Origin of the sequence: Streptomyces sp. NBC_00075 (genome assembly GCF_045041225.1) — a bacterium.
GTDB lineage: Bacteria > Actinomycetota > Actinomycetes > Streptomycetales > Streptomycetaceae > Streptomyces > Streptomyces adonidis.
The window spans coordinates 8,890,056-8,912,898 of sequence record NZ_CP108243.1; the positions used below are offsets into that span (position 1 = coordinate 8,890,056).

At 71.6% G+C, this 22,843-nt stretch carries 24 protein-coding genes; 15 read left to right on the forward strand and 9 right to left on the reverse strand.

Annotation, left to right across the window (positions count from 1 at the left end; all coding sequences use genetic code 11):
* The first annotated feature begins 13 nt into the window (after positions 1–13).
* The 5 genes from OG787_RS38995 (at position 14) to OG787_RS39015 (ending at position 5,022) form a co-directional block, all read left to right on the forward strand.
* The gene (locus tag OG787_RS38995) at positions 14–1,072 is read left to right on the forward strand and encodes a ScpA family protein (protein ID WP_369032937.1); all 1,059 of its coding nucleotides are present in this window, start codon (positions 14–16) and stop codon (positions 1,070–1,072) included.
* Positions 1,069–1,719, forward strand: a complete 651-nt coding sequence (gene scpB / locus OG787_RS39000; protein ID WP_369032936.1) for an SMC-Scp complex subunit ScpB — start codon at positions 1,069–1,071, stop codon at positions 1,717–1,719. The genes OG787_RS38995 and scpB overlap by 4 nt, the downstream gene beginning before the upstream one ends.
* An 11-nt stretch (positions 1,720–1,730) precedes the next feature.
* A complete protein-coding gene (locus OG787_RS39005; RefSeq protein ID WP_405538406.1) occupies positions 1,731–2,855 on the forward strand; it encodes a pseudouridine synthase in 1,125 nt (374 codons plus the stop codon).
* A 305-nt stretch (positions 2,856–3,160) separates the two neighbouring features.
* Positions 3,161–4,003: an NUDIX hydrolase gene (locus OG787_RS39010; RefSeq protein WP_405538407.1), complete on the forward strand. Its 843-nt coding sequence runs from the start codon at positions 3,161–3,163 to the stop codon at positions 4,001–4,003.
* Positions 4,000–5,022: an ADP-ribosylglycohydrolase family protein gene (locus tag OG787_RS39015; RefSeq protein ID WP_369032933.1), complete on the forward strand. Its 1,023-nt coding sequence runs from the start codon at positions 4,000–4,002 to the stop codon at positions 5,020–5,022. The genes OG787_RS39010 and OG787_RS39015 overlap by 4 nt, the downstream gene beginning before the upstream one ends.
* A gap of 54 nt (positions 5,023–5,076) precedes the next feature.
* On the opposite strand, the gene OG787_RS39020 is transcribed toward OG787_RS39015, so the two are convergent.
* Genes OG787_RS39020 through OG787_RS39035 form a run of 4 tightly spaced genes read right to left on the reverse strand, consistent with a single transcriptional unit; the run spans position 5,077 to position 7,534 of the window.
* A complete protein-coding gene (locus tag OG787_RS39020) occupies positions 5,077–5,805 on the reverse strand; it encodes a DNA polymerase beta superfamily protein (protein ID WP_405538409.1) in 729 nt (242 codons plus the stop codon).
* A gap of 22 nt (positions 5,806–5,827) precedes the next feature.
* Entirely contained in the window at positions 5,828–6,238 is a 411-nt protein-coding gene (locus tag OG787_RS39025) for a Rieske (2Fe-2S) protein (RefSeq protein WP_369032931.1), read from the reverse strand.
* Positions 6,235–6,819, reverse strand: a complete 585-nt coding sequence (locus tag OG787_RS39030) for a DUF6529 family protein (RefSeq protein WP_369032930.1) — start codon at positions 6,817–6,819, stop codon at positions 6,235–6,237. Before OG787_RS39030 ends, OG787_RS39025 begins: the two co-directional genes overlap by 4 nt.
* 43 nt (positions 6,820–6,862) lie before the next feature.
* Positions 6,863–7,534, reverse strand: coding sequence for a hypothetical protein (locus OG787_RS39035; protein ID WP_405538411.1), 672 nt, complete (start codon positions 7,532–7,534; stop codon positions 6,863–6,865).
* A 233-nt stretch (positions 7,535–7,767) separates the two neighbouring features.
* On the opposite strand from OG787_RS39035, the gene aroH reads away from it, so the two are divergent.
* The 5 genes from aroH to der all read left to right on the forward strand — a co-directional run bounded on the left by aroH (position 7,768) and on the right by der (position 12,406).
* The gene (gene aroH / locus OG787_RS39040) at positions 7,768–8,130 is read left to right on the forward strand and encodes a chorismate mutase (protein ID WP_369032928.1); all 363 of its coding nucleotides are present in this window, start codon (positions 7,768–7,770) and stop codon (positions 8,128–8,130) included.
* The gene (locus OG787_RS39045) at positions 8,127–9,212 is read left to right on the forward strand and encodes a prephenate dehydrogenase (RefSeq protein ID WP_405538412.1); all 1,086 of its coding nucleotides are present in this window, start codon (positions 8,127–8,129) and stop codon (positions 9,210–9,212) included. The genes aroH and OG787_RS39045 overlap by 4 nt, the downstream gene beginning before the upstream one ends.
* Before the next feature lie 242 nt (positions 9,213–9,454).
* Positions 9,455–10,132 carry a (d)CMP kinase gene (gene cmk, locus OG787_RS39050; protein WP_369032926.1) on the forward strand — a complete coding sequence of 226 codons (678 nt, stop codon included), beginning with the start codon at positions 9,455–9,457 and terminating at the stop codon, positions 10,130–10,132.
* Positions 10,090–10,815 carry a lysophospholipid acyltransferase family protein gene (locus tag OG787_RS39055; RefSeq protein ID WP_405538413.1) on the forward strand — a complete coding sequence of 242 codons (726 nt, stop codon included), beginning with the start codon at positions 10,090–10,092 and terminating at the stop codon, positions 10,813–10,815. Before cmk ends, OG787_RS39055 begins: the two co-directional genes overlap by 43 nt.
* Before the next feature lie 118 nt (positions 10,816–10,933).
* Entirely contained in the window at positions 10,934–12,406 is a 1,473-nt protein-coding gene (der, locus tag OG787_RS39060) for a ribosome biogenesis GTPase Der (protein WP_369032924.1), read from the forward strand.
* 68 nt (positions 12,407–12,474) lie between these two features.
* Here the strand turns inward: der and OG787_RS39065 are convergent, their stop codons facing one another.
* Positions 12,475–12,894, reverse strand: coding sequence for a hypothetical protein (locus OG787_RS39065; RefSeq protein WP_369032923.1), 420 nt, complete (start codon positions 12,892–12,894; stop codon positions 12,475–12,477).
* A gap of 154 nt (positions 12,895–13,048) precedes the next feature.
* Entirely contained in the window at positions 13,049–13,822 is a 774-nt protein-coding gene (locus OG787_RS39070; protein WP_369032922.1) for a hypothetical protein, read from the reverse strand.
* Positions 13,823–14,362: 540 nt separating this feature from the next.
* On the opposite strand from OG787_RS39070, the gene OG787_RS39075 reads away from it, so the two are divergent.
* Positions 14,363–15,049, forward strand: coding sequence for a transglycosylase family protein (locus OG787_RS39075; protein WP_369032921.1), 687 nt, complete (start codon positions 14,363–14,365; stop codon positions 15,047–15,049).
* 61 nt (positions 15,050–15,110) lie between these two features.
* Here the strand turns inward: OG787_RS39075 and OG787_RS39080 are convergent, their stop codons facing one another.
* Genes OG787_RS39080 through OG787_RS39090 form a run of 3 tightly spaced genes read right to left on the reverse strand, consistent with a single transcriptional unit; the run spans position 15,111 to position 19,261 of the window.
* On the reverse strand, positions 15,111–15,761 hold the full coding sequence (locus OG787_RS39080; protein WP_405538414.1) for an ABC transporter ATP-binding protein: 651 nt from the start codon (positions 15,759–15,761) through the stop codon (positions 15,111–15,113).
* Positions 15,758–18,778: an ABC transporter permease subunit gene (locus OG787_RS39085; RefSeq protein WP_405538416.1), complete on the reverse strand. Its 3,021-nt coding sequence runs from the start codon at positions 18,776–18,778 to the stop codon at positions 15,758–15,760. Before OG787_RS39085 ends, OG787_RS39080 begins: the two co-directional genes overlap by 4 nt.
* 3 nt (positions 18,779–18,781) lie before the next feature.
* Positions 18,782–19,261 carry a hypothetical protein gene (locus OG787_RS39090; protein WP_369032918.1) on the reverse strand — a complete coding sequence of 160 codons (480 nt, stop codon included), beginning with the start codon at positions 19,259–19,261 and terminating at the stop codon, positions 18,782–18,784.
* A 134-nt stretch (positions 19,262–19,395) separates the two neighbouring features.
* On the opposite strand from OG787_RS39090, the gene OG787_RS39095 reads away from it, so the two are divergent.
* From OG787_RS39095 to OG787_RS39110, 4 genes are all read left to right on the forward strand, one after another.
* Complete coding sequence (locus OG787_RS39095; RefSeq protein WP_405538417.1) at positions 19,396–19,971, forward strand: hypothetical protein; 576 nt, start codon at positions 19,396–19,398, stop codon at positions 19,969–19,971.
* A complete protein-coding gene (locus tag OG787_RS39100; RefSeq protein ID WP_405538418.1) occupies positions 19,946–21,235 on the forward strand; it encodes an ABC transporter substrate-binding protein in 1,290 nt (429 codons plus the stop codon). Before OG787_RS39095 ends, OG787_RS39100 begins: the two co-directional genes overlap by 26 nt.
* 14 nt (positions 21,236–21,249) lie before the next feature.
* Positions 21,250–22,248 (forward strand): helix-turn-helix transcriptional regulator, encoded by a 999-nt coding sequence (locus OG787_RS39105; RefSeq protein WP_369032915.1) that lies wholly within the window; start codon positions 21,250–21,252, stop codon positions 22,246–22,248.
* 364 nt (positions 22,249–22,612) lie between these two features.
* Entirely contained in the window at positions 22,613–22,825 is a 213-nt protein-coding gene (locus tag OG787_RS39110; RefSeq protein ID WP_369032914.1) for an I78 family peptidase inhibitor, read from the forward strand.
* The last annotated feature ends 18 nt before the right edge of the window (positions 22,826–22,843 follow it).

The following is a 22,843-nucleotide window of genomic DNA, read 5'->3' on the forward strand; positions in this document are numbered from 1 at the left end:
AGCCTGCGGGGCCATGACCTCGAACGACGCCCCCGCATCCGGCCCCGGCTCCGCCGGCCGTCGGCGTGTGCTGGGGCGGGGGCCGGGGGGCTCGCCGCCGGTTCCGGTCGAGGAGCCGGTGGAAGTCGTTCCGGTGGCCGAGGACGTACCGGAGCCCCCGGTTCCGGCAGTGGAACCGGAAAGCGAGCCGGAGCCCGCCCCGCTTGCGGAGGCCGCCTCTCCTGCCGAGGCCGCCCCGCCCGCCGAACCCGATGACGGGGTTTTCCGGATTCGGCTGGCCAACTTCGAGGGGCCGTTCGATCTCCTCCTCCAGCTGATCTCCAAGCACAAGCTCGACGTCACCGAGGTCGCCCTCTCCAGGGTGACCGACGAGTTCATGGCGCACATCAGGGCGATGGGCCCGGACTGGGATCTCGACCAGACGACCGAGTTCCTGGTCGTCGCGGCCACCCTGCTGGACCTGAAGGCCGCGCGGCTGCTGCCCGCCGCCGAGGTCGAGGACGAGGCCGACCTGGCCCTCCTGGAGGCCCGCGACCTGCTGTTCGCGCGGCTGCTCCAGTACCGCGCGTACAAACAGATCGCCGACATCTTCAGCCGCCGTCTCGACGACGAGGCCCGGCGCTACCCCCGTACCGTCGGACTGGAACCGCACCACGCCGAACTGCTGCCCGAGGTCGTCATCAGCATCGGGGCCGAGGGGTTCGCGAAGCTCGCCGTGAAGGCGATGCAGCCGAAACCCAGGCCCCAGGTGTACGTCGACCACATCCACGCGCCCCTGGTGAGCGTCCAGGAGCAGGCCGGGATCGTCGTCGCGCGGCTGCGGGAGCTGGGCGAGGCCACCTTCCAGGAGCTGGTCGAGGACACCGACGACACGCTGACCGTCGTCGCGCGCTTCCTGGCCCTGCTGGAGCTGTACCGGGAGAAGGCGGTCGCCCTGGACCAGGAGACCGCCCTGGGGGAGCTGGTGGTGCGCTGGACGGGCGGGGAGGGCGATCAGGAGCCGACGGTCACCGACGAGTTCGACCGGCCGCCAGAGGTGCCGGAGGAGAAGGCGAAGGAGGAGAAGGCGTGAGCGAGGAGACCACCGAGGTGCCGGCCGGGCTGCGGACCGTCGCCGATCTCGATCTCAGGCCCGCCCTGGAGGCCGTCCTCATGGTCGTGGACGAACCCGCGACCGAGGAACACCTCGCGAAGATACTGCAGCGGCCCCGGCGGCAGATCGCGGACGCCCTGCGCGCGCTGGCCGACGACTACACCGTCCAGGGCCGCGGTTTCGAGCTGCGGATGGTCGCCGGGGGCTGGCGTTTCTACTCCCGGCCCGAGTACGCGGCGGCCGTCGAGGGCTTCGTCCTGGACGGCCAGCAGGCCCGGCTCACGCAGGCGGCGCTGGAGACGCTCGCGGTCGTCGCGTACCGCCAGCCGGTCAGCCGCAGCCGGGTCTCGGCCGTCCGTGGAGTCAACTGCGACGGGGTCATGCGGACCCTGTTGCAGCGGGGTCTGGTCCAGGAGGCGGGCACGGAACCCGAAACAGGTGCGATCCTGTACACGACGACGAACTACTTTCTGGAGCGAATGGGCCTGCGAGGCCTGGACGAGCTCCCGGAGCTCGCGCCCTTCCTTCCGGAGGCGGACGCGATCGAGGCCGAGACGCAGGAAGGTGTTCCGTCGTTCGATCCGGACGCTCCTGATGCTCCGGGTGCAGACGACGCAGACGACTAGACGGAACTTTGATGCGAAGCAGTAGCGGCAGGAACAGCAGCGGAAACAACGGCGGGAGCCGTGGTGGCAACAGCGGCGGCCGCGGCGGGAGCAGCGGGGGTCGCGGTAACAACCGCGGCGCCGGCAACGACCGCGACGACAAGCCGGGCGGCCGGCCGAAGAAGCCGCGTCCGGAGGAGCGTCGTTACGACGTGGGACCGGCCGCGACGCCGGACGGTCCGAAGTCCGGGCGCGGTGCCTCCGCGCGCGGGGGCGCCAAGGGCGGCCCCAAGCAGGGCCAGGGCAGCACCGGGCGGGGCCGCTGGGCCCCGGCGACCTCCCGTGAGTACGACGCGCGGGCCGAGGAGCGCAACCGGGAGCGGTACGCCGGGAAGAAGGACGTCAAGCTCCCCAAGACGTTCCCGGGCGCCGAGCAGGAGGGCGAGCGGCTCCAGAAGATCCTCGCGCGCGCGGGCTACGGCTCCCGGCGGGCCTGCGAGGAGCTGATCGAGCAGTCCCGCGTCGAGGTCAACGGCGAGATCGTGGTGGAGCAGGGGCTGCGCGTCGACCCCGAGCGCGACGAGATCAAGGTCGACGGGCTGACCGTGGCCACGCAGTCGTACCAGTTCTTCTCGCTGAACAAGCCCGCGGGCGTCGTCTCCACGATGGAGGACAACGAGGGCCGGCAGTGCCTCGGCGACTACGTGACGAACCGCGAGACGCGGCTCTTCCACGTCGGACGGCTCGACACCGAGACCGAGGGCGTCATCCTGCTCACCAACCACGGCGAGCTGGCGCACCGGCTGACCCACCCCAAGTACGGCGTGAAGAAGGTCTACCTCGCGCACATCGTGGGCCCGATCCCGCGCGACCTTGGCAAGCAGCTCAAGGAAGGCATCCAGCTGGAGGACGGGTACGCGCGTGCGGACCACTTCCGGGTGGTCGAGCAGACCGGCAAGAACTACCTCGTAGAGGTCACCCTCCACGAGGGCCGCAAGCACATCGTGCGCCGCATGCTCGCGGAGGCCGGCTTCCCGGTCGACAAGCTCGTGCGTGTCGCCTTCGGTCCGATCACCCTGGGCGACCAGAAGTCGGGCTGGCTGCGGCGGCTGTCCAACACCGAGGTCGGCATGCTGATGAAGGAAGTCGATCTCTAGCAGTACCGGGCGCCTCCTGAGCGTCTCCTGCACTCGTCGGCCGGTTCCGGAGTTCTCCGGGGCCGGCCGCCTGCGTTTGCCGGGAGGGCCGTCGGCGGGCTCCTGGGCGTGCTGGAGAGGATTTGGTGCCCGTCCGGGCCTCTCCGGGTCTCGCGGCCCCTCCTGGGCGCCTGAGAGGCCGCTGAGGGGCTTTTGGCGTATGGGAGTCGTCAAGAAGGCTTGTGCGGGGTGCCCGCGCTCTTTATAGTCGGTATGACTATTGGTCATGGTGACCATAAAGGGCGACTGTGAGGGGGCGGGCGGGCATGACGGCACCTTTGAACGGAACAGCGCGGGGCCGGGCCCCCGAGGGGTACGACAAGTACGCCTTCGAACCCTTCGCCGTCACCGTCGATCTGGCCGTCCTCACCCTCCGCGCGGGCGCGCTGCACGTGCTGCTCGTCGAGCGCGGGCACGAGCCGTACGCCGGACGCTGGGCGCTGCCCGGAGGATTCGTCCTGCCCGACGAGTCCGCGGAGACGGCGGCCCGGCGCGAACTCGCCGAGGAGACCGGCCTGTCGGACGTGTCCGGGCTGCACCTGGAGCAGCTGCGCACCTACAGCGAGCCCGACCGCGACCCGAGAATGCGGGTCGTGTCCGTGGCCTTCGCGGCCCTGCTGCCGCATGCGCCCGAACCGCACGGTGGCGGGGACGCGGCACAGGCCCAATGGCTGCGGTACAACGCGCTCGGGCCGCTCGCCTTCGACCACGACCGCATCCTGGCCGACGCCCACGACCGGGTCGGCGCCAAGCTGGAGTACTCCTGCATCGCGACCGCGTTCTGCCCGCCAGAGTTCACCCTCGGCGAGCTGCGGCAGGTCTACGAGACCGTGTGGGGCACCGCCCTCGACCCGCCCAACTTCCGCCGCAAGGTGCTCGCCACGCCGGGCTTCGTCGAACCGGTACCGGGTGCCGCACGTCTCACCGGCGGCCGGGGCAAACCCGCCGCGCTCTACCGCGCGGGCACCGCGGCCACCCTGCACCCGCCGCTGCTGCGCCCGACCACGTCGGTGTCGCCGTCCTCGCCCCCGTCGTCCCCTTCGCCCTCTCCCTCAGAACCGTCTCCCTCGTCACCGTCACTGACGTCACCGGAAGGACGCCCCGAATGACCACCACGACCGTCAGGAAGCGTGCCGCGAGCGGGGCGTTGATCGGGCTCGCGCTCGGCGACGCACTGGGCTTCCCGACCGAGTTCAGCGACATCCCGTCCATCCTCGCCAAGTGCGGTCCATGGCGGCAGATGGAGCTGCCCACGCCCGCGATCGTCACCGACGACACGCAGATGACGCTGGCGCTCGCGCACGGTCTGCGCGCGGCGACGGACCGGGGGCTGCTCACCCCGGCGGGGATGGAACGGCCGGTGCGCGAGGAGTTCGTGAAGTGGTTCCGGTCGCCGGACAACAACCGGGCGCCGGGCCACACCTGCCTGGTCGCCTGCAACCTGCTGGAGAAGGAGCGGCTGCCCTGGCAGGAGGCCAGCCAGATCGGTTCGAAGGGCTGCGGCGCCAACATGCGCGTGGCGCCCCTGGGCCTGCTCCCGGGCCTGAGCGACGAACAGCGCGCGGGCGCCGCCCAGTTGCAGGCGGCCCTCACCCACGGCCACCCGACGGCCCTGGCCGCGTCCGACCTCACCGCGCATGCCGTACGGCTGCTCGCGCAGGGCGCCGACCCGGGCGTGCTGGTGACCCTGCTGCGCACGTACGCGCACGAGAGCCGCAGCCACTACTACCACCGCTGGCTGGGCGACCTGTGGACGCACAGCCACGATCCGAGTCCCGAGGAGTTCATCGCCCGCGGCTGGGACGAGTGCCTGGCGATCCTGGACCGGCTCCAGCGCGCCGTCCGCACCGCCTCGCCCGAGGACGACCCGTGCCTCGCCACCGGCGCCGGCTGGACCGCCGAGGAGGCCCTGGCCACCGGCCTGCTGTGCTTCCTGCTCTTCCCGGGCGAGCCCCTCACGGCCCTGCGCCGGGCCGCCTGTACGTCGGGTGACTCGGACTCGATCGCGTGCCTCACCGGAGCGTTCGCCGGTGCCTGGCACGGCACCGACGCGTGGCCCACGCGGTGGGCGGACCGGATCGAGTACGGGGGTGACCTCCAGACGCTCGGGGCCCTCTGGGACAGCTGACGGGATGCTGGGGGCTGTGCCCCAGGCCCCCTTTCGGCCTGAACGGCCTCGTCCTCAAGCGCCGGACGGGCTGAAGACGCCGGGACCGGCTTGGAGGGCCGATGCGCGGCGCGTGCGGACCAGGAAGTCCTCCACGCGTCGCCGGTCCGGCTCCTCCGGGAGCGGGCTGTGGTGGGACGCCTGTTCCGCTTCCGTCGCCAGGCGGGTCATCCGGGACTCGATCTCCGGCCACGGCACCTCGCCCCGTTTCACCTCCAGCAGCCGTTCGCGCTCGTCGCCGACGTCGATCGTCAGCGTGCCCGTGCGCAGCAGGTCGCGGCAGCTCATGAGGAGGCGCAGCAGGTGCATCGCGTGTTTCCAGCGCGGGGCGCCGTGGATGCGGACGTCGGCCTCCAGCTTCTTGTGCTGGCCGAGCGCGTAGCGTGCGAACGTCTCGTGCGCCTGACGGGAGAGGAACGCCCCGCGCAGGGCCAGGAGTTCGCGGCCGGTGTCGTCGGCGTACTCCACGAGCGGGGAGTGCAGGCACTCCAGGATGTTCGGGTTGGCGCGCAGAGCCAGTGTGCAGAAGCGCTCCAGCTCCCAGCTGAACTGCTCCTCCCCGGGGCCCTCCACATGCGTGGGCGGCTTCTCGAAGCGCCAGAACAGGGGAGTGGGCGCGAGGAACACCCCGCGCCGGTCCGTGTCGCTGCCGTCCGTCGCCAGGCCGAAGGCGCGCGAGCCCATCACGCAGGCGTAGATCGTGTGATCGCGTACGAGGGCTTCTGGGGTGGAATGCGGGCGCATTCCGGGAGCGTACGCGTGGTGTTCACGCCAGGCGGATCGAATTTCCGGTGACCGTGATCTTCTTCTCGGCCAGCGGCTGTGTCGCCGGGGGGTTGGCCACCGAGCCGTCCGTGATGCTGAACTTGCTGCCGTGGCAGGTGCAGTTGATCGTGCCGTCCGAGACGTTCGCCACCGGGCACTTCTGGTGCGTACAGATCGACGTGAACGCCTTGAACTCGCCGTCCTTCGGCTGCGTCACCACGACCTGCTCGTCCTTGAAGATCTTGCCGCCGCCGACCGGGATGTCGGCCGTCGTGGTCAGCTCCTGGCCAGGCGTCCCGGCGGAGGTCTCGTCGGAGGACGAGGATTCGTCGCCGTACTCGCTGCATCCCGCCGTGAGCGCCGCCGCGCCTGTCGCGAGGAGGACCGTGCGTCGCGTCGGGCCTTGCGTCATGTCGTCACTCCGAAAGTGCGGAAGAACCAGAGGGCGGAAGTCAGCCAGATGATCGTCAGGACCGTGAAGACCAGTCCGCCGACGACTGGCAGCAGCCAGCCGGGCAGTCGATCCCAGCGAAGCAGCAGCATCTTTGCACTGAAAGCGCCGAAGAAGAAGCAACCCAGGAGGGAGTGCCACATCACTCGTGAATCGTATGTTTGATATCCGAAAGCGTACAGACAGTGCACCGCCACCGGGACCGCTGTCAGGAACGCGATCCGGCCCGACCAGCGGTGCAGCGTTCCCGACCAGCTCGGGCCCGGCAGCTTCCCGTACACCATGGCCGCCGACACGACCTGCACGAGCGCGAAGCCGAACGCCGCCGTCGCGAGCCAGGACTTCACCGCGCCCGTGCTGCTGAACCCGGCCAGGTTGAAGGCGGTGCCCTCCGGGTCGTGGACCTTGCCGTACACGCCCAGGGCCAGCGCCACGGCGGCGGCGACGAGTGCCGGGACGAGGTAGCGGACCGCGCTCGGGCCGCCGGGGGCCGGCGGGCGCGGCGGGAAGCTCTGGGTGGCGGCGTTCGGGTCCACGGTCATGTTCGGCTCCCTGTACCTGTCCCTGGTGGCTCGAGGCGGTGCTTCACGGGGTGACCGGGCGGGCCGTCAGCCGCTCGCCGTCGATCGTCACCGCGCCGGTCTCCGGGTCGATCCGGGGCGCGGGGGAGGGCTTGCCGTTGCGGTTGACGATGCCGACCTGGTCCCCGGTGGACAGCACGATCCAGCCGCCGTCGATCTCGGCGTTCCGCACAGTCGCGGTCGCCCGGTAGAGCCCGGACGGTTTGACCGCCTTGTCCGCGGTGAAGGCGTAGTGCCCGCCCTCGATGTCGACCGTGCCGCGGATGCTCTTGCCCTTGAGGGTGCCGTTCAGCACGGAGCCGCCCTTGCCGGTGAGCTTCATGGAACCGTCGGCCTCGACATCGCCCTTCAGCCACGACTCCTTGTCACGGCCGTCGCAGAAGTACGCGATCGCCCTGCCGTCGCGCAGCGAGACCGACACCGCGGAGGAGTCGTCGTCCGTACGGCCCGCGTAGTCGGCGTTCGGTGCGGGGTTCCTGGTGGGCGACGGGGACGGGGTCGGCGATGGGGACGCCTTCGTCTTCGTCGGTGCCGGGGACGTTGACACCTTGTCTGCGGGTGTGTCCGCCTGGGACGTGGACGCGGGCTTCGTCCCTGTCGTCGCGTTGAGCGACAGCATGAACAGGGCCAACAACAGTCCCGCGAGCAATGTGAAAAGTGGTCCGGTGCGCTTCATCGGGCCTCCCCCGAGGCGAGCTTCCTGCCATGAGAGCGGACCCGCGCCGCCGCGTCCAGAGCGCGTGGGCGTGTTCGCACGCCAACTCGCGGATTGGGGCGAATCGGGTGACATTGGCAAAGCCCCGTGCGGGTCGCGTCGCGCGTCTCAGCGGGCGGGCGCCACGCATCCGTTCCGCACGGGCTGACTAGGCTGGACGTACCAAGAGCCGTACATCAGCAAGGAGCATCACCGTGGCGGTACGAGCGGTCCGGGGCGCCGTCCAACTGGATCGGGACGAGGCCGGGCACATGGACGAGCGGGTCAGCGAGCTGCTCACCGCGGTCCTGGAGCGCAACAGCCTCACCGCGGACGACCTGATCAGCGTCTGGTTCACGGCCACCCCCGACCTGCACAGCGACTTCCCGGCCGCCGCGGCCCGCAAGCTCGGCATCGTGGACGTACCGCTGATCTGCGCCCAGGAACTGGACATCGAGGGCGCGATGCCGCGCGTCGTCCGGATCCTCGCCCACATCGAGTCCGACCTGCCCCGCGCCGACATCGCGCACGTCTACCTCGGTGCCGCGGCGGCCCTGCGCAAGGACATCGCCCAGTGAGAACCGCACTCGTCATCGGCACGGGCCTCATCGGTACGTCCGCCGCGCTCGCCCTCGTCTCGCGCGGTGTCGTCGTCCACCTCGCCGACCACGACCCCGAGCAGGCCCGTACGGCAGCCGCCCTCGGCGCCGGCACGGACGAGCCGCCGGAGGGCCCGGTCGACCTCGCGATCGTCGCCGCGCCGCCCGCGCACGTCGCCGGCGCCCTCGCCGACGCGATGCGCCGGGGTGTCGCGCGCGGCTACCTCGACGTGGCCAGTGTCAAGGGCGGACCGCGCCGCGAGCTGGAGGCGCTGGGCCTCGACCTGGCGTCGTACATCGGCTCGCACCCCATGTCGGGCCGCGAGAAGTCGGGCCCGCTGGCCGCCACCGGCGACCTCTTCGAGGGCCGCCCCTGGGTGCTGACGCCGACCCGGGACACCGACACCGAGGTTCTCAACCTCGCTCTGGAGCTGGTCTCGCACTGCCGTGCGGTCCCCGTCGTGATGGACGCCGACGCCCACGACCGTGCCGTCGCCCTTGTCTCCCACATGCCCCACCTGGTCTCCAGCATGGTCGCCGCGCGGCTGGAGAACGCGGAGGAGGCCGCCGTACGGCTGTGCGGGCAGGGCATCCGGGACGTCACCCGGATCGCCGCGTCCGACCCCGGCATGTGGATCGACATCCTCTCCGCCAACCCCGGGCCGGTCGCCGATCTCCTCACGGACGTCGCCGGCGACCTGGAGGAGACGGTGCGGGCGCTGCGGTCCCTCCAGTCCTCCGACGAGGAGAAGCGCCGCGAGGGTGTCTCCGGGGTCGAGGACGTGCTGCGGCGCGGGAACGCGGGGCAGGTGCGGGTGCCCGGCAAGCACGGGTCCGCTCCGCGGGTCTACGAGGTGGTTGCGGTGCTGATCGACGACCAGCCCGGGCAGCTGGCCCGGATCTTCGCCGATGCGGGGCGGGCGGGGGTCAACATCGAGGATGTGCGGATCGAGCATGCGACGGGGCAGCAGGCGGGGCTTGTGCAGTTGATGGTGGAGCCGAAGGCTGCACCGGTGCTTTCGGCTTCGCTGCGGGAGCGAGGGTGGGCTATTCGGCAGTAGGGGGTGGGTCGCCGTTGCTGGGGGCTCCGCCCCCGGACCCCCGATCGGCCCTGAAGGGGCCTCGTCCTCGATCGCCGGACGGGCTGGAGATGCGGGCCGGCGGTGAAGAGTCCCCGCACGAGCTCTGAAGGCACCCGGCATGACGACACATGCGGCCGGACGAGTGACCCGCACCCAGTAACCTTGTCCGGGGCACCAACCGCCCCCACCCCACCACCCCGGACCAGGAAGGTGCCTCCACAGTGGATCGCGCCGCAGTGATTGTCGCCATTGACGGGCCCTCCGGCACAGGCAAGTCGAGCACGTCCAAGGCCGTTGCCGCGCAGCTCGGGCTCAGCTACCTGGACACCGGGGCCCAGTACCGGGCGATCACCTGGTGGATGGTGACCAACGGGATCGACATCACGGACCCCTCCGCGATCGCCGCTGTGGCGGGCAAGCCCGAGATCGTCTCCGGTACGGACCCGGAGAACCCGACGATCACCGTGGACGGCACCGACGTCGGCGGTCCGATCCGTACCCAGGAGGTCACCGCCAAGGTCAGCGCGGTGAGCGCCGTGCCCGAGGTGCGTGCCCTGATCACCGAGCTGCAGCGGTCCATCGCCGGGTCCGCCCCGTCGGGGATCGTCGTCGAGGGGCGGGACATCGGCACGACCGTGCTGCCCGACGCCGACCTGAAGATCTTCCTCACCGCGTCCCCGGAGGCGCGTGCCGCCCGCCGCAGCGGTGAGCTGAAGGGCGCCGACGTCAACAGCACCCGCGAGGCGCTGCTGAAGCGGGACGCGGCCGACTCCAGCCGCAAGACCTCACCGCTCGCCAAGGCGGACGACGCCGTGGAGGTCGACACCTCCGAGCTGACCCTCCAGCAGGTCATCGAGTGCGTCGTCACCCTTGTCGAGGAGAAGCGGGACGCGAAGTGAGCGACCCGTCGAACGTTCCGTCGGAGCGCGGCGCCGAGGTCGGGCGGCGTATCGGCGTCGGCCTGATGTACGGGCTGTGGCGGCCGCGTGTCCTGGGCTCCTGGAAGGTGCCCGCGACCGGGCCGGTGATCCTCGCCGTCAACCACTCCCACAACATCGACGGGCCGATGGTCATCGGCGTGGCACCCCGGGCCTCACACTTCCTGGTCAAGAAGGAGGCGTTCATCGGCCCGATCGCCACCTTCATGCGCGCCACCGGCCAGCTGGAGGTCGACCGCTCGACGGCCGACCGTACGGCGATCAGCCGGGCCCTGGGCGTACTGGCGAACGGCGGGGTGCTCGGGATCTTTCCCGAGGGCAGCCGCGGCGACGGCGACTTCGCCTCGCTGCGCTCCGGGCTCGCCTACTTCGCCGTGCGCAGCGGCGCTCCCATCGTTCCGGTGGCCGTGCTGGGAAGCACCGACCGGCGCGGACGGTTGATAAAGGCGCTGCCTCCGCTGCGCAGCCGCGTCGACGTGGTCTTCGGTGACCCGTTCGAGGCGGGCGACGGCAGCGGGCGGCGTACGCGCGCGGCGCTGGACGAGGCGACCGTACGCATCCAGAAGCACCTCACCGCGCACCTGGACAACGCCAGACGGCTCACCGGCCGGCAGGGAGACGCCGGGCGCCCCGCTGAGCGCTGAGCGACACTTGAGTACTTGAGCAGTTCCAGTAGTTTGAGCAGTTTCGGTAGTTTCAGTAGTGGATCACCCGACAACCGGGGGTTTCACCGATCACCACGATGAACGAGGTACGCACTTCATGAACGACCACATTCCCTCCGAGAGCTCGGGAGAGTACGAGCACGGAGAGCTTGGCGATGCCGAGTACGCGGAGTTCATGGAGCTCGCCGCGGTGGAGGGCTTCGACATCGAGGATGTCGAGGGCGCGATCGACGAGGCGGGACACGGGCCGCTGCCCGTCCTCGCCGTCGTCGGACGGCCGAACGTCGGCAAGTCGACGCTCGTCAACCGCATCATCGGGCGCCGCGAGGCCGTCGTCGAGGACAAGCCCGGCGTCACCCGCGACCGCGTGACCTACGAGGCCGAGTGGGCCGGGCGGCGCTTCAAGATCGTCGACACCGGTGGCTGGGAGCAGGACGTCCTCGGTATCGACGCCTCCGTGGCGGCGCAGGCCGAGTACGCGATCGAGGCGTCCGACGCGGTCGTCTTCGTCGTCGACGCCAAGGTCGGCGCCACCGACACCGACGAGGCCGTCGTACGGCTGCTGCGCAAGGCCGGCAAGCCCGTCGTGCTGTGCGCCAACAAGGTCGACGGACCGAGCGGCGAGGCCGACGCCACGTCCCTCTGGGCCCTCGGGCTCGGCGAGCCGCACCCCGTCTCCTCGCTGCACGGCCGAGGCACCGGCGACATGCTGGACGCCGTCCTGGAGGCGCTGCCCGAGGCGCCCGCGCAGACCTTCGGCGCCGGGGTCGGCGGCCCGCGCCGCATCGCCCTCATCGGCCGCCCGAACGTCGGCAAGTCCTCGCTGCTGAACAAGGTGGCGGGCCAGGAGCGGGTCGTCGTCAACGAGATCGCGGGCACCACCCGTGACCCGGTCGACGAGCTGATCGAACTCGGCGGCGTCACCTGGAAGTTCGTCGACACGGCGGGCATCCGCAAGCGCGTCCACCTCCAGCAGGGCGCCGACTACTACGCCTCGCTGCGTACGGCCGCCGCCGTGGAGAAGGCCGAGGTCGCGGTCATCCTGATCGACGGCTCCGAGAACATCTCCATCCAGGACCAGCGGATCGTCACCATGGCCGTCGAGGCGGGCCGCGCGATCGTCCTCGCCTACAACAAGTGGGACACGCTCGACGAGGAGCGCCGCTACTACCTGGAGCGGGAGATCGAGACCGAGCTGGCCCAGGTCGCGTGGGCGCCCCGCGTCAACGTCTCGGCCCGCACCGGCCGGCACATGGAGAAGCTGGTCCCCGCGATCGAGGCGGCCCTCGCGGGCTGGGAGACCCGGGTCCCCACGGGCCGGCTGAACGCCTTCCTCGGCGAACTGGTCGCCGCCCACCCGCACCCCGTCCGGGGCGGCAAGCAGCCGCGCATCCTGTTCGGCACCCAGGCGGGCACCAAGCCGCCGCGGTTCGTGCTCTTCGCCTCCGGCTTCATCGAGGCCGGCTACCGCCGCTTCATCGAGCGCCGGCTGCGCGAGGAGTTCGGCTTCGACGGCACCCCGATCCACATCTCGGTGCGGGTGCGCGAGAAGCGCGGCAAGAAGAAGTAAGCAGCACGTCCTACGTGACTGAGGGCGGCTCCGATCCGGAGCCGCCCTCAGTCACGTGCAGGTGGTGGTCACACGCCCCGGCGCGGGCCCGGTGGCAGTGCGGCCGGGATGTGGGTCATCCCGGTGTAGTGCTGCTGCCGTGAGCCCGTCTGCCACACGGCGGTCGCGGTCGCCGTCTGCGGTTGCCCCTGCTGCGCGTCGAGTTGACCGACCCGCTGCCACACGGACGGCTGGCTCCCGCCGGTGCGCGCACTGAAAGCCCCCGCGCTGTAGGCGCTGTACGAACCCGACCCGAGCGAGCCGCCGTACGAGGCATGGCCGCTCGGACTGCTCCCGAAGGCCGCGAAGTTCAGCTCCTCCTCGCCACTGCGGTCACCGGGCCGCGACCGGAAGGACTTGCCGTACTCGGCGTAGAGCGCGTCGTAGATCGGCGTCGCCGATGGGCCGCTGGAGTAGGACTGGCGGCGGGGGACATCGTAGGTGTGCACAAACCTCCAAACGACCCTAAAGCCCAACAGATGCGGTCACTATCCCGATTTCGCAGGGCGCGCAGCGCCCGCAAAATGGGCGCGGGGAACTGCGCGACAAGCCACACGCGACCGAGAGCCGCCATCCAACCGAAGCCCCCAACCCCTATGCCGCTCACGTCCCCGCGAGCGGCAACGCACTGGCAACCAACTTGCCGACCCCCGCCGCCTTGTCCAACGCGTCCCGCAACAGATCCTCCCGGGGCTGGCGCCCGATGGACCCCACCGGCGCCGCGAACATCAGCACCTGCTGATGCTTGTTCGCGGCGGCCCGCCAGCTCTCCGTGACCTGCAACGGCTGGTGCGCCTGCCACCAGGCCACCGCGGACCCGCCGTTCGGCCCCGGCTGGAGTACGGCGTGCAGCTGGCCCGCCGCGAGCAGCACCGACCAGCCGTGCAGCACCGGCGGCACCTCCGTCAGCTCGGTCAGCGGCATGAAGCCCTGCTCGATGAGGAGCGGCAGGAAGTCGTCGCCGACGCCGGTCGTGCCGGGGCGGACGATCGGGGCGGTCGGTTCGACGACCAGGGCGGGGTGCAACTCGCCCTCGATCAGGACGAGTCCGCTGGTGACCCCCAGTACGGCCTGCTCGGGTGGGGCCGTCGGGGCCTCCTCGTCGGCGTTGATGGAGCGGACCGCGCCCTGGAGCTGCTCCTCGGTGACCTGGACGACCTGTGAGGGCAGGCAGCCCGCGTGGGCGAAGGCGAGGACGGCGGTCTCGTCCCCGATGAAGAGGACGGTGCTGGTGCGCTCCTGGGCGGAGTCGCCCGGCGTGCGGCAGGACGTGCAGTCGTAACTGCCCGGGGCGTTGTCGCCGGCGAGCAGCCGGTCGGCTTCTTCGTCGCCGATCTCGGCGCGGACCTCGTCGCTGACATCGAGCATGCGCGGCACGGGTGGCTCCCTCGGGATGCGGTACGTGGCGGGGCCGGGTCGCCCCCGGCCGGTGGGCCCGGACAGTCCGGGCTCATGAAGATGACAACGGGCGATCTGTGGCGGGGGTCACGCTGCACGGCGAACGGAATCGAACCATCACATGCACACGGTCACGTTGGGTGCGGAATCGGGCACTCCATGTCAAGTAACGGACAGGTTACGGAAGTTGGTTTGGTGAACTGACTCACAGTTTGTCCGAGTAGCTGGTCGACAAATCAGGAAATGCGCGAATGAAGTGGGTGGCCGAGATTCGCCGCTACCCACGGTAACTGTCAACTGGCCTGGGGCAACAGGGAATTGGTTGTTAACGGGTCGTCAGGGTCCATAGATTCCTCCGCTGTGTGCAGAGAGCACCGCTTGGGTACGTCCGCCGGCCGCGCAGAACCAGACATCGCGCAGCACCACCGCCGACGGACGGGGCGGAGTGTGCCGACCGCGTCACCGCGCGGCCGACGCGTTCCGGTCAGGGGGAGCCCGGGTCCGTAGAGAGGGATCTACATGTCCGAATGTGCCGATAGTTACACCCGCAAGTCGCGCAAGACGGCGGTCCTCGCCGGGGCGGCACTGCTCGCCCCTCTTGGTCTGCTGGCCGCGACCGGCAACGCCGCGGCAGCGGACAGCGGGGTGTGGGACCGCATCGCCCAGTGCGAGAGTGGCGGCAACTGGCACATCAACACCGGCAACGGCTACTACGGAGGACTCCAGTTCTCCGCGAGCACCTGGCGTGCCTACGGCGGTACGGCCTATGCGGCCACCGCCGACGGGGCCTCCAAGTCCCAGCAGATCTCCGTCGCCACCAAGGTCCAGAACGCCCAGGGCTGGGGCGCGTGGCCGACCTGCTCGGCGCGCGCCGGAGCCTCTGGGAGCGCTCCCGCCGCATCGGGCTCCGACTCGGGCTCCGGTTCGGCCGGCACCAAGTCGACGAAGAAGTCGACCAAGAAGGCGACCGGTTCCGGCGAGTCCGCCGCGTCCAAGGTCCCGTCGCAGGCGCCCGAGCGCGCGCCTGCCCACACCAACCGCAGCTCGTCCCGCGGCGACGGTGACTACACCGTCCGCGCGGGCGACACCCTGAGTGGCATCGCCGCCCGGTACACGACCACCTGGCAGCACCTGTACGCCGCCAACAAGGCCGTCATCGGCGACAGTCCCGACCTGATCGTGCCCGGACAGAGGCTCGACATCTGAGCCGCTCCCCCTGAGTCGGGCACGGTGCCCCATCCGGTCCGGACCGGATGGGGCACCGGTGTCATCTCGGTGGGTCGGCGAGTTCGGAGGCCTCCCCGCCGAACACGACCGCGCCCCGGCGGAGTTCGTACACGAGGGCCCGGCGGCCGTGCAGGGCGGGCGGCAACCGCTGCTCGGCGACGATCACACAGGCGTCCAGCGCGCTCAGCAGCCCGTACGTGTGGGCCGCGACCGCCGGTGACATGCCCTGCGCGGGCTCGTCGACGAGCACCACGCGCGCGTGTGCCAGCAGGGCGCGGGAAAGTGCGAGCATGCGCTGCTCGCCGCCGGAGAGGGTGCCCGCGCGGCGCGACAGCAGGAGCTTCAGCTGCGGGTAGGCGTCGAGTGCGGGGGTGGGGTCGGCGGCCGTCAGTTCCAGGTTCTCCCGGACCGTCAGCGACCCGAACACGGCCTGCCGTTCCGGCACCAGGCACAGTCCGCGCCGGGCCCGCTCGTACGCCGGCATCCGGGTCACGTCGGCCCCGTCCCACACCACCGCGCCCCCGGACAGCGGTACCGCTCCGGCGAGGGCGCGCAGGACGGTCGTACGGCCGGAGCCGTTGCGGCCCAGCAGGACGGTGAGGCCCGGACCCGGGGCGGTGAGGGAGACGCCGTGCAGGGCCTCCAGCGGGCCGTAGCGCACGCGCGCGTGCCGCAGGGCGAGGGTGGTCATCGGCCCACCGTCGCTTCCAGGGTGGCGAGGACCTGGTCGGGTGGCCCGGACGCGACGATCCGGCCCGCTGTCAGGACGTGGACCTCGTCGGCCAGGTCGGCGACCAGGTCGAGGTCGTGCTCGACGACGAGCAGGGCGGTGCCGTCGGCGGCGAGGGCGCGCAGCACGCGGGCCAGCGCGGCGACTTCGGCGGTGTCGAGACCGGCGGCGGGTTCGTCGAGGAGCAGGACGCGCGGGCTCCCGGCGAGCGCGCGGGCCAGTTCGACGCGGCGAAGGGTGCCTGTCGGCAGCTCGGCGGCGGGCAGTGAACGTACCGGTCCGTGGAGGCCTAGGAGCCGCAACGCCCGTTCCACCGCCGCCGGGTCGGTGACGTGGCCCTGTTCGGCGCCCACGCGGACGTTCTCCGCCACCGTCAACGACGGGAAGACGGCCAGTTGCTGGAAGGTCCGGGCGACACCGAGCCGGGTCCGGGCATGGGCGGCGAGCCGGGTGATGTCCCGCGTCCCGTAAAGCACCTTCCCGCGCGTGGGACGCACGGTTCCGGCGAGACAGTGGAACAGGGTGCTCTTCCCGGCCCCATTGGGCCCGACGACCGCGGTGACCCGCCCCGGCCGGACGTCGAGATCGACCCCGTCGAGCGCCGTGAATCCGTCGTAGCGGACGTGGAGGCCACGCGCGCGGAGGAGCGGCGCGGGGGCGGAGCCCCTGGGACCGGCGGCGGCCGGAGGAAGCGGTTGGGGACGCGGGGCAGTCGGGGGACCCGGGAGAGCCGGAGCGGTCGGGCCGACGGTCGGCCGTACGCCTTCGCCCACCAGCCGTCCGTGCGGGGCGGCTTCCGGCCGTTCGGGCAGCGCCGTCTCCGGCTGTCCGTGCGGTGCGGCTTCTGGCTGTTCGCGCGGTGCGCTCCCCAGTTGTCCGTGCGCTGTCGCTTCAGGCTGTCCGTGCGCTGTCGTCTCCGGCTGTCCGTGGGGTGCGGCTTCTGGCTGTTCGCGCGGTGCGCTCCCCAGTTGTCCGTGCGCTGTCGTCTCCGGCTGTTCGTGCGGTGTGGCTTTCGGCTGTTCGTGCGGTGTGCGCCCCGGCTGTCCGTGCGCTGTCGTCTCCAGTTGTCCGTGCCGTGTCGCCCCCGGCCGCCCGTGCCGTGTGCCCCCCGATCGCCCACGCCCCGCGGCCTTCAGCCGCCCCCGCGCGGCGACCCCCAGCGGCGTCAGCCGTGTCGTCCGTGCCGGCCGTAGCCGTTCCGTCAGCGTGCGCAGGGCCTCGTACGGGCCGCCCGGGAAGCGGCCCACCAGGGTCGCCAGGACGCCGATCAGGGCTGCCGCCACGCCACCCCGCGCGCCCGCGTCCAGGCCCACCAGCAGGGCCGCGGCCGTCAGCGCGCCCAGGGTGCTGTCGGCGCCCAGGACCACCACCGCGGCGAACCACAGCAGGCCGCGTACGGGGTCGAAGGTGCCGGGGTCGAAGGCGCGCAGGCCCATGGTGAGGAGGGCGCCGCCCAGGGCGGCCAGGGCGGCGCCCGTGACGAAGGCCAGCAGTTTCAGGGACGGGACCCGGACCCCTGACGCCGACGCGCCCTGTTCGTGGTCCCGTATCGCGGCCAGGGCCCGGCCCGTACGGCCCGTGCGCAGGAACCGCGTCGCCAGCAACGCGACCGCCAGTAGTGCCAGTTCCAGGACGTAGTACGCGCGGTCGCCCTCGAAGCCCGCCGGGCGGTGGACCGTCAGGCCCGCCGTGGCGTACGGCTGGGCGAAGACGAAGCGGCTCACCCCGACGCCCACCGCGAACGTGGCCAGCGCGAGGGCAAGGCCGTGGCGGCCGATCGCCGGCCCGCCCGTCAGCAGGCCCAGGGGAGCCACCAGGAGCACCGCCAGCGCCAGCGCGGCCAGTTCGGGGAGCCGGGGCAGGCCGGGGAAGCGACCGGCCGCCAGCAGGGCCGTGAAGAGGGCGCCAAGGCCCGCGTACGCCGCCTGGCCCAGCGAGATCTGGCCGCCGCGGCCGGTCACGACCACCAGGGACAGCAGCACCACGCCCAGCGCCGGCACCTGGACCGACGTATGCAGGTCGGAGCCCGCGAAGCCCAGGGGGAGCAGGAACAGCACCCCCGCCACGATCCACGCGCCCGGCGGGGTCGGTACGCGGGCCGTCGCCGCGCGCGGGAGCGCGTCGCGCGTGCCGATGCCGGGCAGGACCAGGGCCGCGACCAGCAACGCGACCACGAACAGGTTGGTGGCGACGGCCTGGAGCAACGGCTGGGCCCAGCCCGACGGGTGAAGGCGCGTCAGCTGGCTCTGGGCGACCCCGATGCCCAGGGCGACCAGCACCGCCACCGGGAGCGAGCGCATCCGGGCCGCCACGGCGACGGCCACCACCTCCATCACCAGCAGCGGCATCCCGTACGGGTCGAGGCGTACGTACGGGGCCAGCAGTACGCCCGTCAGGCCCGCGGTGAACGAGCCGAACGCCCAGCCCGCCGCGGCCACCCGGTCCGCGTCGACGCCGTTCAGCACCGCCAGCGGCCGGTCGTCGACCACGGCGCGCAGTTCCCGCCCGAACCGCGTCCACCGCGTGACCGCGCCCACGGCGACGGCCAGCACCAGGGCCACCGTCAACTGCCCCCACGGATCCGCCGACACCAGCTCGGGCGCGTCCGCCCGCGCCCCAGGACCCCACACCAGGACGGCCCCGCCCACCAGCAGCACGAACACGCCGATCGACGCGACCAGGGTCTGCGCCGGATCGCCGCCCAGGACCGCGAGCGGCCGGAACACGAACCGCTCCAGGGCCATGCCGATCGCCGGAGCCAGTACGAACAGCGTCACCAGGGCACCGAGCCACAGCGGCCAGCCCCACTCGACCGTGCTCTGCCGCAGCGCGTACGCGCACACCATCGCGATCGCGCCGTGCGCGAAGTTGAGCACGCCGGTCGCGCGGTACGTGACGATCAGGCCGATCCCGGTGAGCGCCGCCGCGCCGCCGATCGAGAGACCCGCGAGGGTGAGGTCGTACGTCAGGGACGCCATCGGTCAGTCGTCCGCCGAGTCCGGCTCGCAGATCGGACAGGGGGCTAGTTCACCGGTCGCGAGGAGTTTGCCGTCCACCGGTACCGCCTCCGGCTTTCCCGCGACCAGCGGGCAGTCCGCGCGGTGCCACAGGGTGCCGCCCGGCACCATCAGCAGACGGCCGCTGACGGCCACGGGAGCGGTGACCGGCTCTCCGGTGGCCTCGGCGGGCTCCGCGGCCACCAGGAGGCCGTACAGCTCCTCCACGCGGGCCGCGGCGAGCGCGTCCCGGCTGTGGGCGAGGAGGACCGCGCCCGCGACGATCAGGGCGGCCCCGGGGACCGTGCAGGACGCGAGGTACGGCAGCTGCCGCTCGGCGAAGCGCTCGCCCGAGACGCCGTACCAGCCGAGCACGCACAGCACCGCGCCCGCCGCCAGCGCGGCCCAGCCCGTCCAGAGGACGGGACGCACGGTCCGCGGTCGAGCCGATCGAGCTGTCTGCATCCTTGGCTCCCACACGTCGTGTGTCCTGGCTGTGTCCGTCCAAGCCCGCCAATGGCTTGCACTATGCCCGCTGTCAGCTGACCCTGAAAGCACCGGGCACGCCTGGCCCGGACCGACACCCGGTGGTGAGCCAGATGGTTCTCGGGAGCGACCTCAGGCGGGGGAACGCACGGCGGGGCACGGCCATCACGGCCGCCCTGGTGCTCTTCCTCGGCCCGGCCCTCGCGGCGTGCAGCGACGACGACGGTGGAGGCGGTGACTCGACGACGTCCACCCCGTCCGTGTCCACGGAACCGACGGACACGACGGAACCGACCGAGACGTCCTCGGAGCCGACCGGCGACGGTCCGGCCGATCCCGTCGCGGCCGAGAAGGAGATCCGGCAGAACTGGGTGAAGTTCTTCGACCCGGCCGTCTCCCTGAAGGACAAGCAGGCCGTCCTGGAGAACGGCGACAAACTGGGTCTGCTGCTCCAGGCCTTCAGCGGCGACCAGCGGGGCGGACAGGTCGAGGCCAAGGTCGACGAGGTCGAGTTCACCTCGCCCACCGCGGCCAACGTGAGCTACGCGCTCCTCCTGGAGGGCGCCACGGCCCTGCCCAACGCCTCCGGCACCGCCGTCGAACAGGACGGCACCTGGAAGGTCACCGTCAACACGCTCTGCGCGCTGGTCGGGCTGAGCGGCAATGCGTCGACGGCTCCGGGGTGTTGAGTCGGCCGCCCTGGGGCTGCTGCTCCTCCTGAGCGCGGCCTGCGGCAGCCGCCTCCCGGAGAGCGACTTCGAGCACCGCGGTACCCCGACGGCACCGTCGGCCGGTACGGCGCCCATCCGCGTCGGCATCATCGCCAGCGCCACCAGCCCGGTCGGCGCCACAGCCTTCACCGGCCCCCGCGACGGCGCGAAGGCCTGGTTCGAGCGGCTCAACGCGCGCGGGGGCATCGACGGGCGTCCGGTCGAGGTCCGGCTGTGCGACGACGGCGGCAGCGGAGTCGGCAACAACGAGTGCGTGCACAAGCTGATCGACGAGGACAAGGTCGTCGCCCTGGTCGCCACCACCGCCCTCGACTACGCGGGCGCCGACCTCGTCGCACGCGCACGCGTGCCCGACATCGGCGGTCAGCCGATCGGCGCGGCCTACGACACCTATCCGCACCTGTACGGCATCTACGGCAGCCTCGCGCCCCGGAACGGCACCCCGGGCTGGGGCGGGCAGCTGTACGGGGGCACGGAGGTCTACCGGTACTTCGCGCGCGAGCACGGGGCCCGCACGGCCGCCGTCGTCTCGTACAACCAGGCAGCCTCGGCCGCGTACGCCCGGCTGGTCGCCCGGGGTCTCGAGGCCGAGGGCTACGACGTGGTCACCGAGGAGGTCGACTTCGCGCTGCCCAACTTCCGCGCGGCGGCGGCCGACCTGAAGGAACAGGGCGCCGACCTCGTCTTCGACGCCCTCGACACCCACGGCAACGCCCAGCTGTGCGAGGCGATGGACGAGGTGGACGCGAAGGTCACCGCCAAGGTGACGAACGTACAGAACTGGACCTCCACCGTCCCCGAGGACTACAAGGACTCCCCGCGGTGCCGCAACGCCCTCTGGGCGACCGGATCGAGCCGCAACTACGAGGACACGGAACAGGCCGCCGTACGGGAGTTCCGGGACGCGACCAAGGGCCTGAAGACGCGTTCCCAGTGGCAGTTGGAGGGCTGGGCGGCGGCGAAGTGGTTCACGGACGCGGCGAAGTCGTGCGCGGGAACGGGCGTCACGCGCGCGTGCGTCGACGACTTCATGAACCGCAGTGACGGGTACACGGCCGGTGGTCTGCTGATTCCGGTGCGGTTCGAGCGGCTCGCCGAACCGCCGAGGACGCGCCGGACATGTCTGTCGGTCGCCCGGTGGCAGGACGACAAGGGGTGGGTCTCGCAAGGGGACATGAACAGCGACTGTTTCGATGTGCCGCAACTGCCGTACAGCCCTTGATACAGACTTCGACCATGTTGGAGACCTCGGCACGACTCCTGCGCCTGCTTTCCCTGCTTCAGGCCCACCGCGAGTGGTCGGGCGCCGATCTGGCCGACCGGCTCGGGGTCACCCCGCGGACCGTGCGCCGGGACGTGGACCGGCTGCGCGAGCTGGGGTATCCGGTCAACGCGAGCCCCGGCACGGGCGGTGGCTACCAGTTGGGCGCGGGCGCCGAGCTGCCGCCGCTGCTGCTGGACGACGACGAGGCGGTCGCCGTGGCCGTCGGGCTGCGGACCGCCGCCGGGCAGGGCATCGAGGGCATCGGCGAGACCTCCGTACGGGCACTGGCCAAACTTGAACAGGTGCTGCCCGACCGGCTTCGCCGGCGTGTCGGGGCGCTGAACGCCTTCACGGTGCCGATGCTGCGCGGGCCGCAGCCCTCCGCCGTCGACCCGGCCGTCCTCACCGAACTCGCCCACCTCTGCCGGGACACGGAACGGCTGCGCTTCGAGTACCGGGGGCACGAAGGGGCGGTGTCCCGGCGCACCGTCGAGCCGCACCGCCTGGTGTGCACCGAGCGGCGCTGGTATCTCGTCGCCTGGGACGTCGACCGCGCCGACTGGCGGACCTTCCGCGTGGACCGCATCACGCCGAAGCCGCCGCACGGACCGCGCTTCGCCCCGCGCAAGCCACCTGCCGACGATCTCGCCGCCTATGTCTCCCAAGGGGTCTCCACGCGCGCGTACGCCTCGCACGCCGTCGTCCGGCTGCTGGTGCCCCTCGCGGAGGCCGCCGAGCGGATCTCGCCCTCCGCGGGGACGCTGGAGCCCGACGGGGAAGGGGCCTGTGTGCTGCGTACCGGGGCCGCGAGCCTCGATGTGATGGTCGTCCACATCATGCTGACGGGCTTCGACTTCGAGGTGCTGGAGCCCAGGGAACTCGTCGACGTGATCAGGACCGCCCGGGACCGGCTGTCCCGCGCGGTGGCCCGGCCGGCGGTTTCCGAGAGGGGATCCGGGGCGGTGTCCTGAAGCTTCGGTGCGGGGGTTCTGTGTGGAAGTCGTGGGTGTTTTATGCGCTCTGCCGTCCGGGTGACGACCGGGATGCGTGGCATCGCCATGTATGGCGTGTGTAAGCGGCGCGTAAGGCGCCGGGCTGGAGATGAGCGGCGCAATTCGCCGTCCCCGAGTCGTCCTTCCGGCGTTCTCGGACGGGGTTTAACGGGGTTTATCGGGGGCTCTCGGAGGGGTGGCGAATTAGCCATGCATGATGATTATCGCTCGAAACAAGTGTCGTGATCTTGTGACAGAAGCGTGACCGGAGTCGTACCGGGAGATGCGAGGTGCCGGCGGCCGGGCTTTCCCCGGCCGCCGCCGGGCGCCTACGGTGACGGACATGGCATCCATCCCCAGGCCCGAAGAACCCCAGGACAATCCGGACACCTATGTCGGCCTCGACTCGACGCGGGCCGAGCGGCTCGCCCGGGAGCGCGGCTGGTCCGCGGTGCGGTCGCTGCCGCCCGGGGCGATCATCACCATGGAGTACCGGTCGGGACGGCTCAACTTCGAGGTCGCCGACGGCAGGGTGAAGCGCTGCTGGAAGGGCTGAGGCGACGCTGGTGCCGCC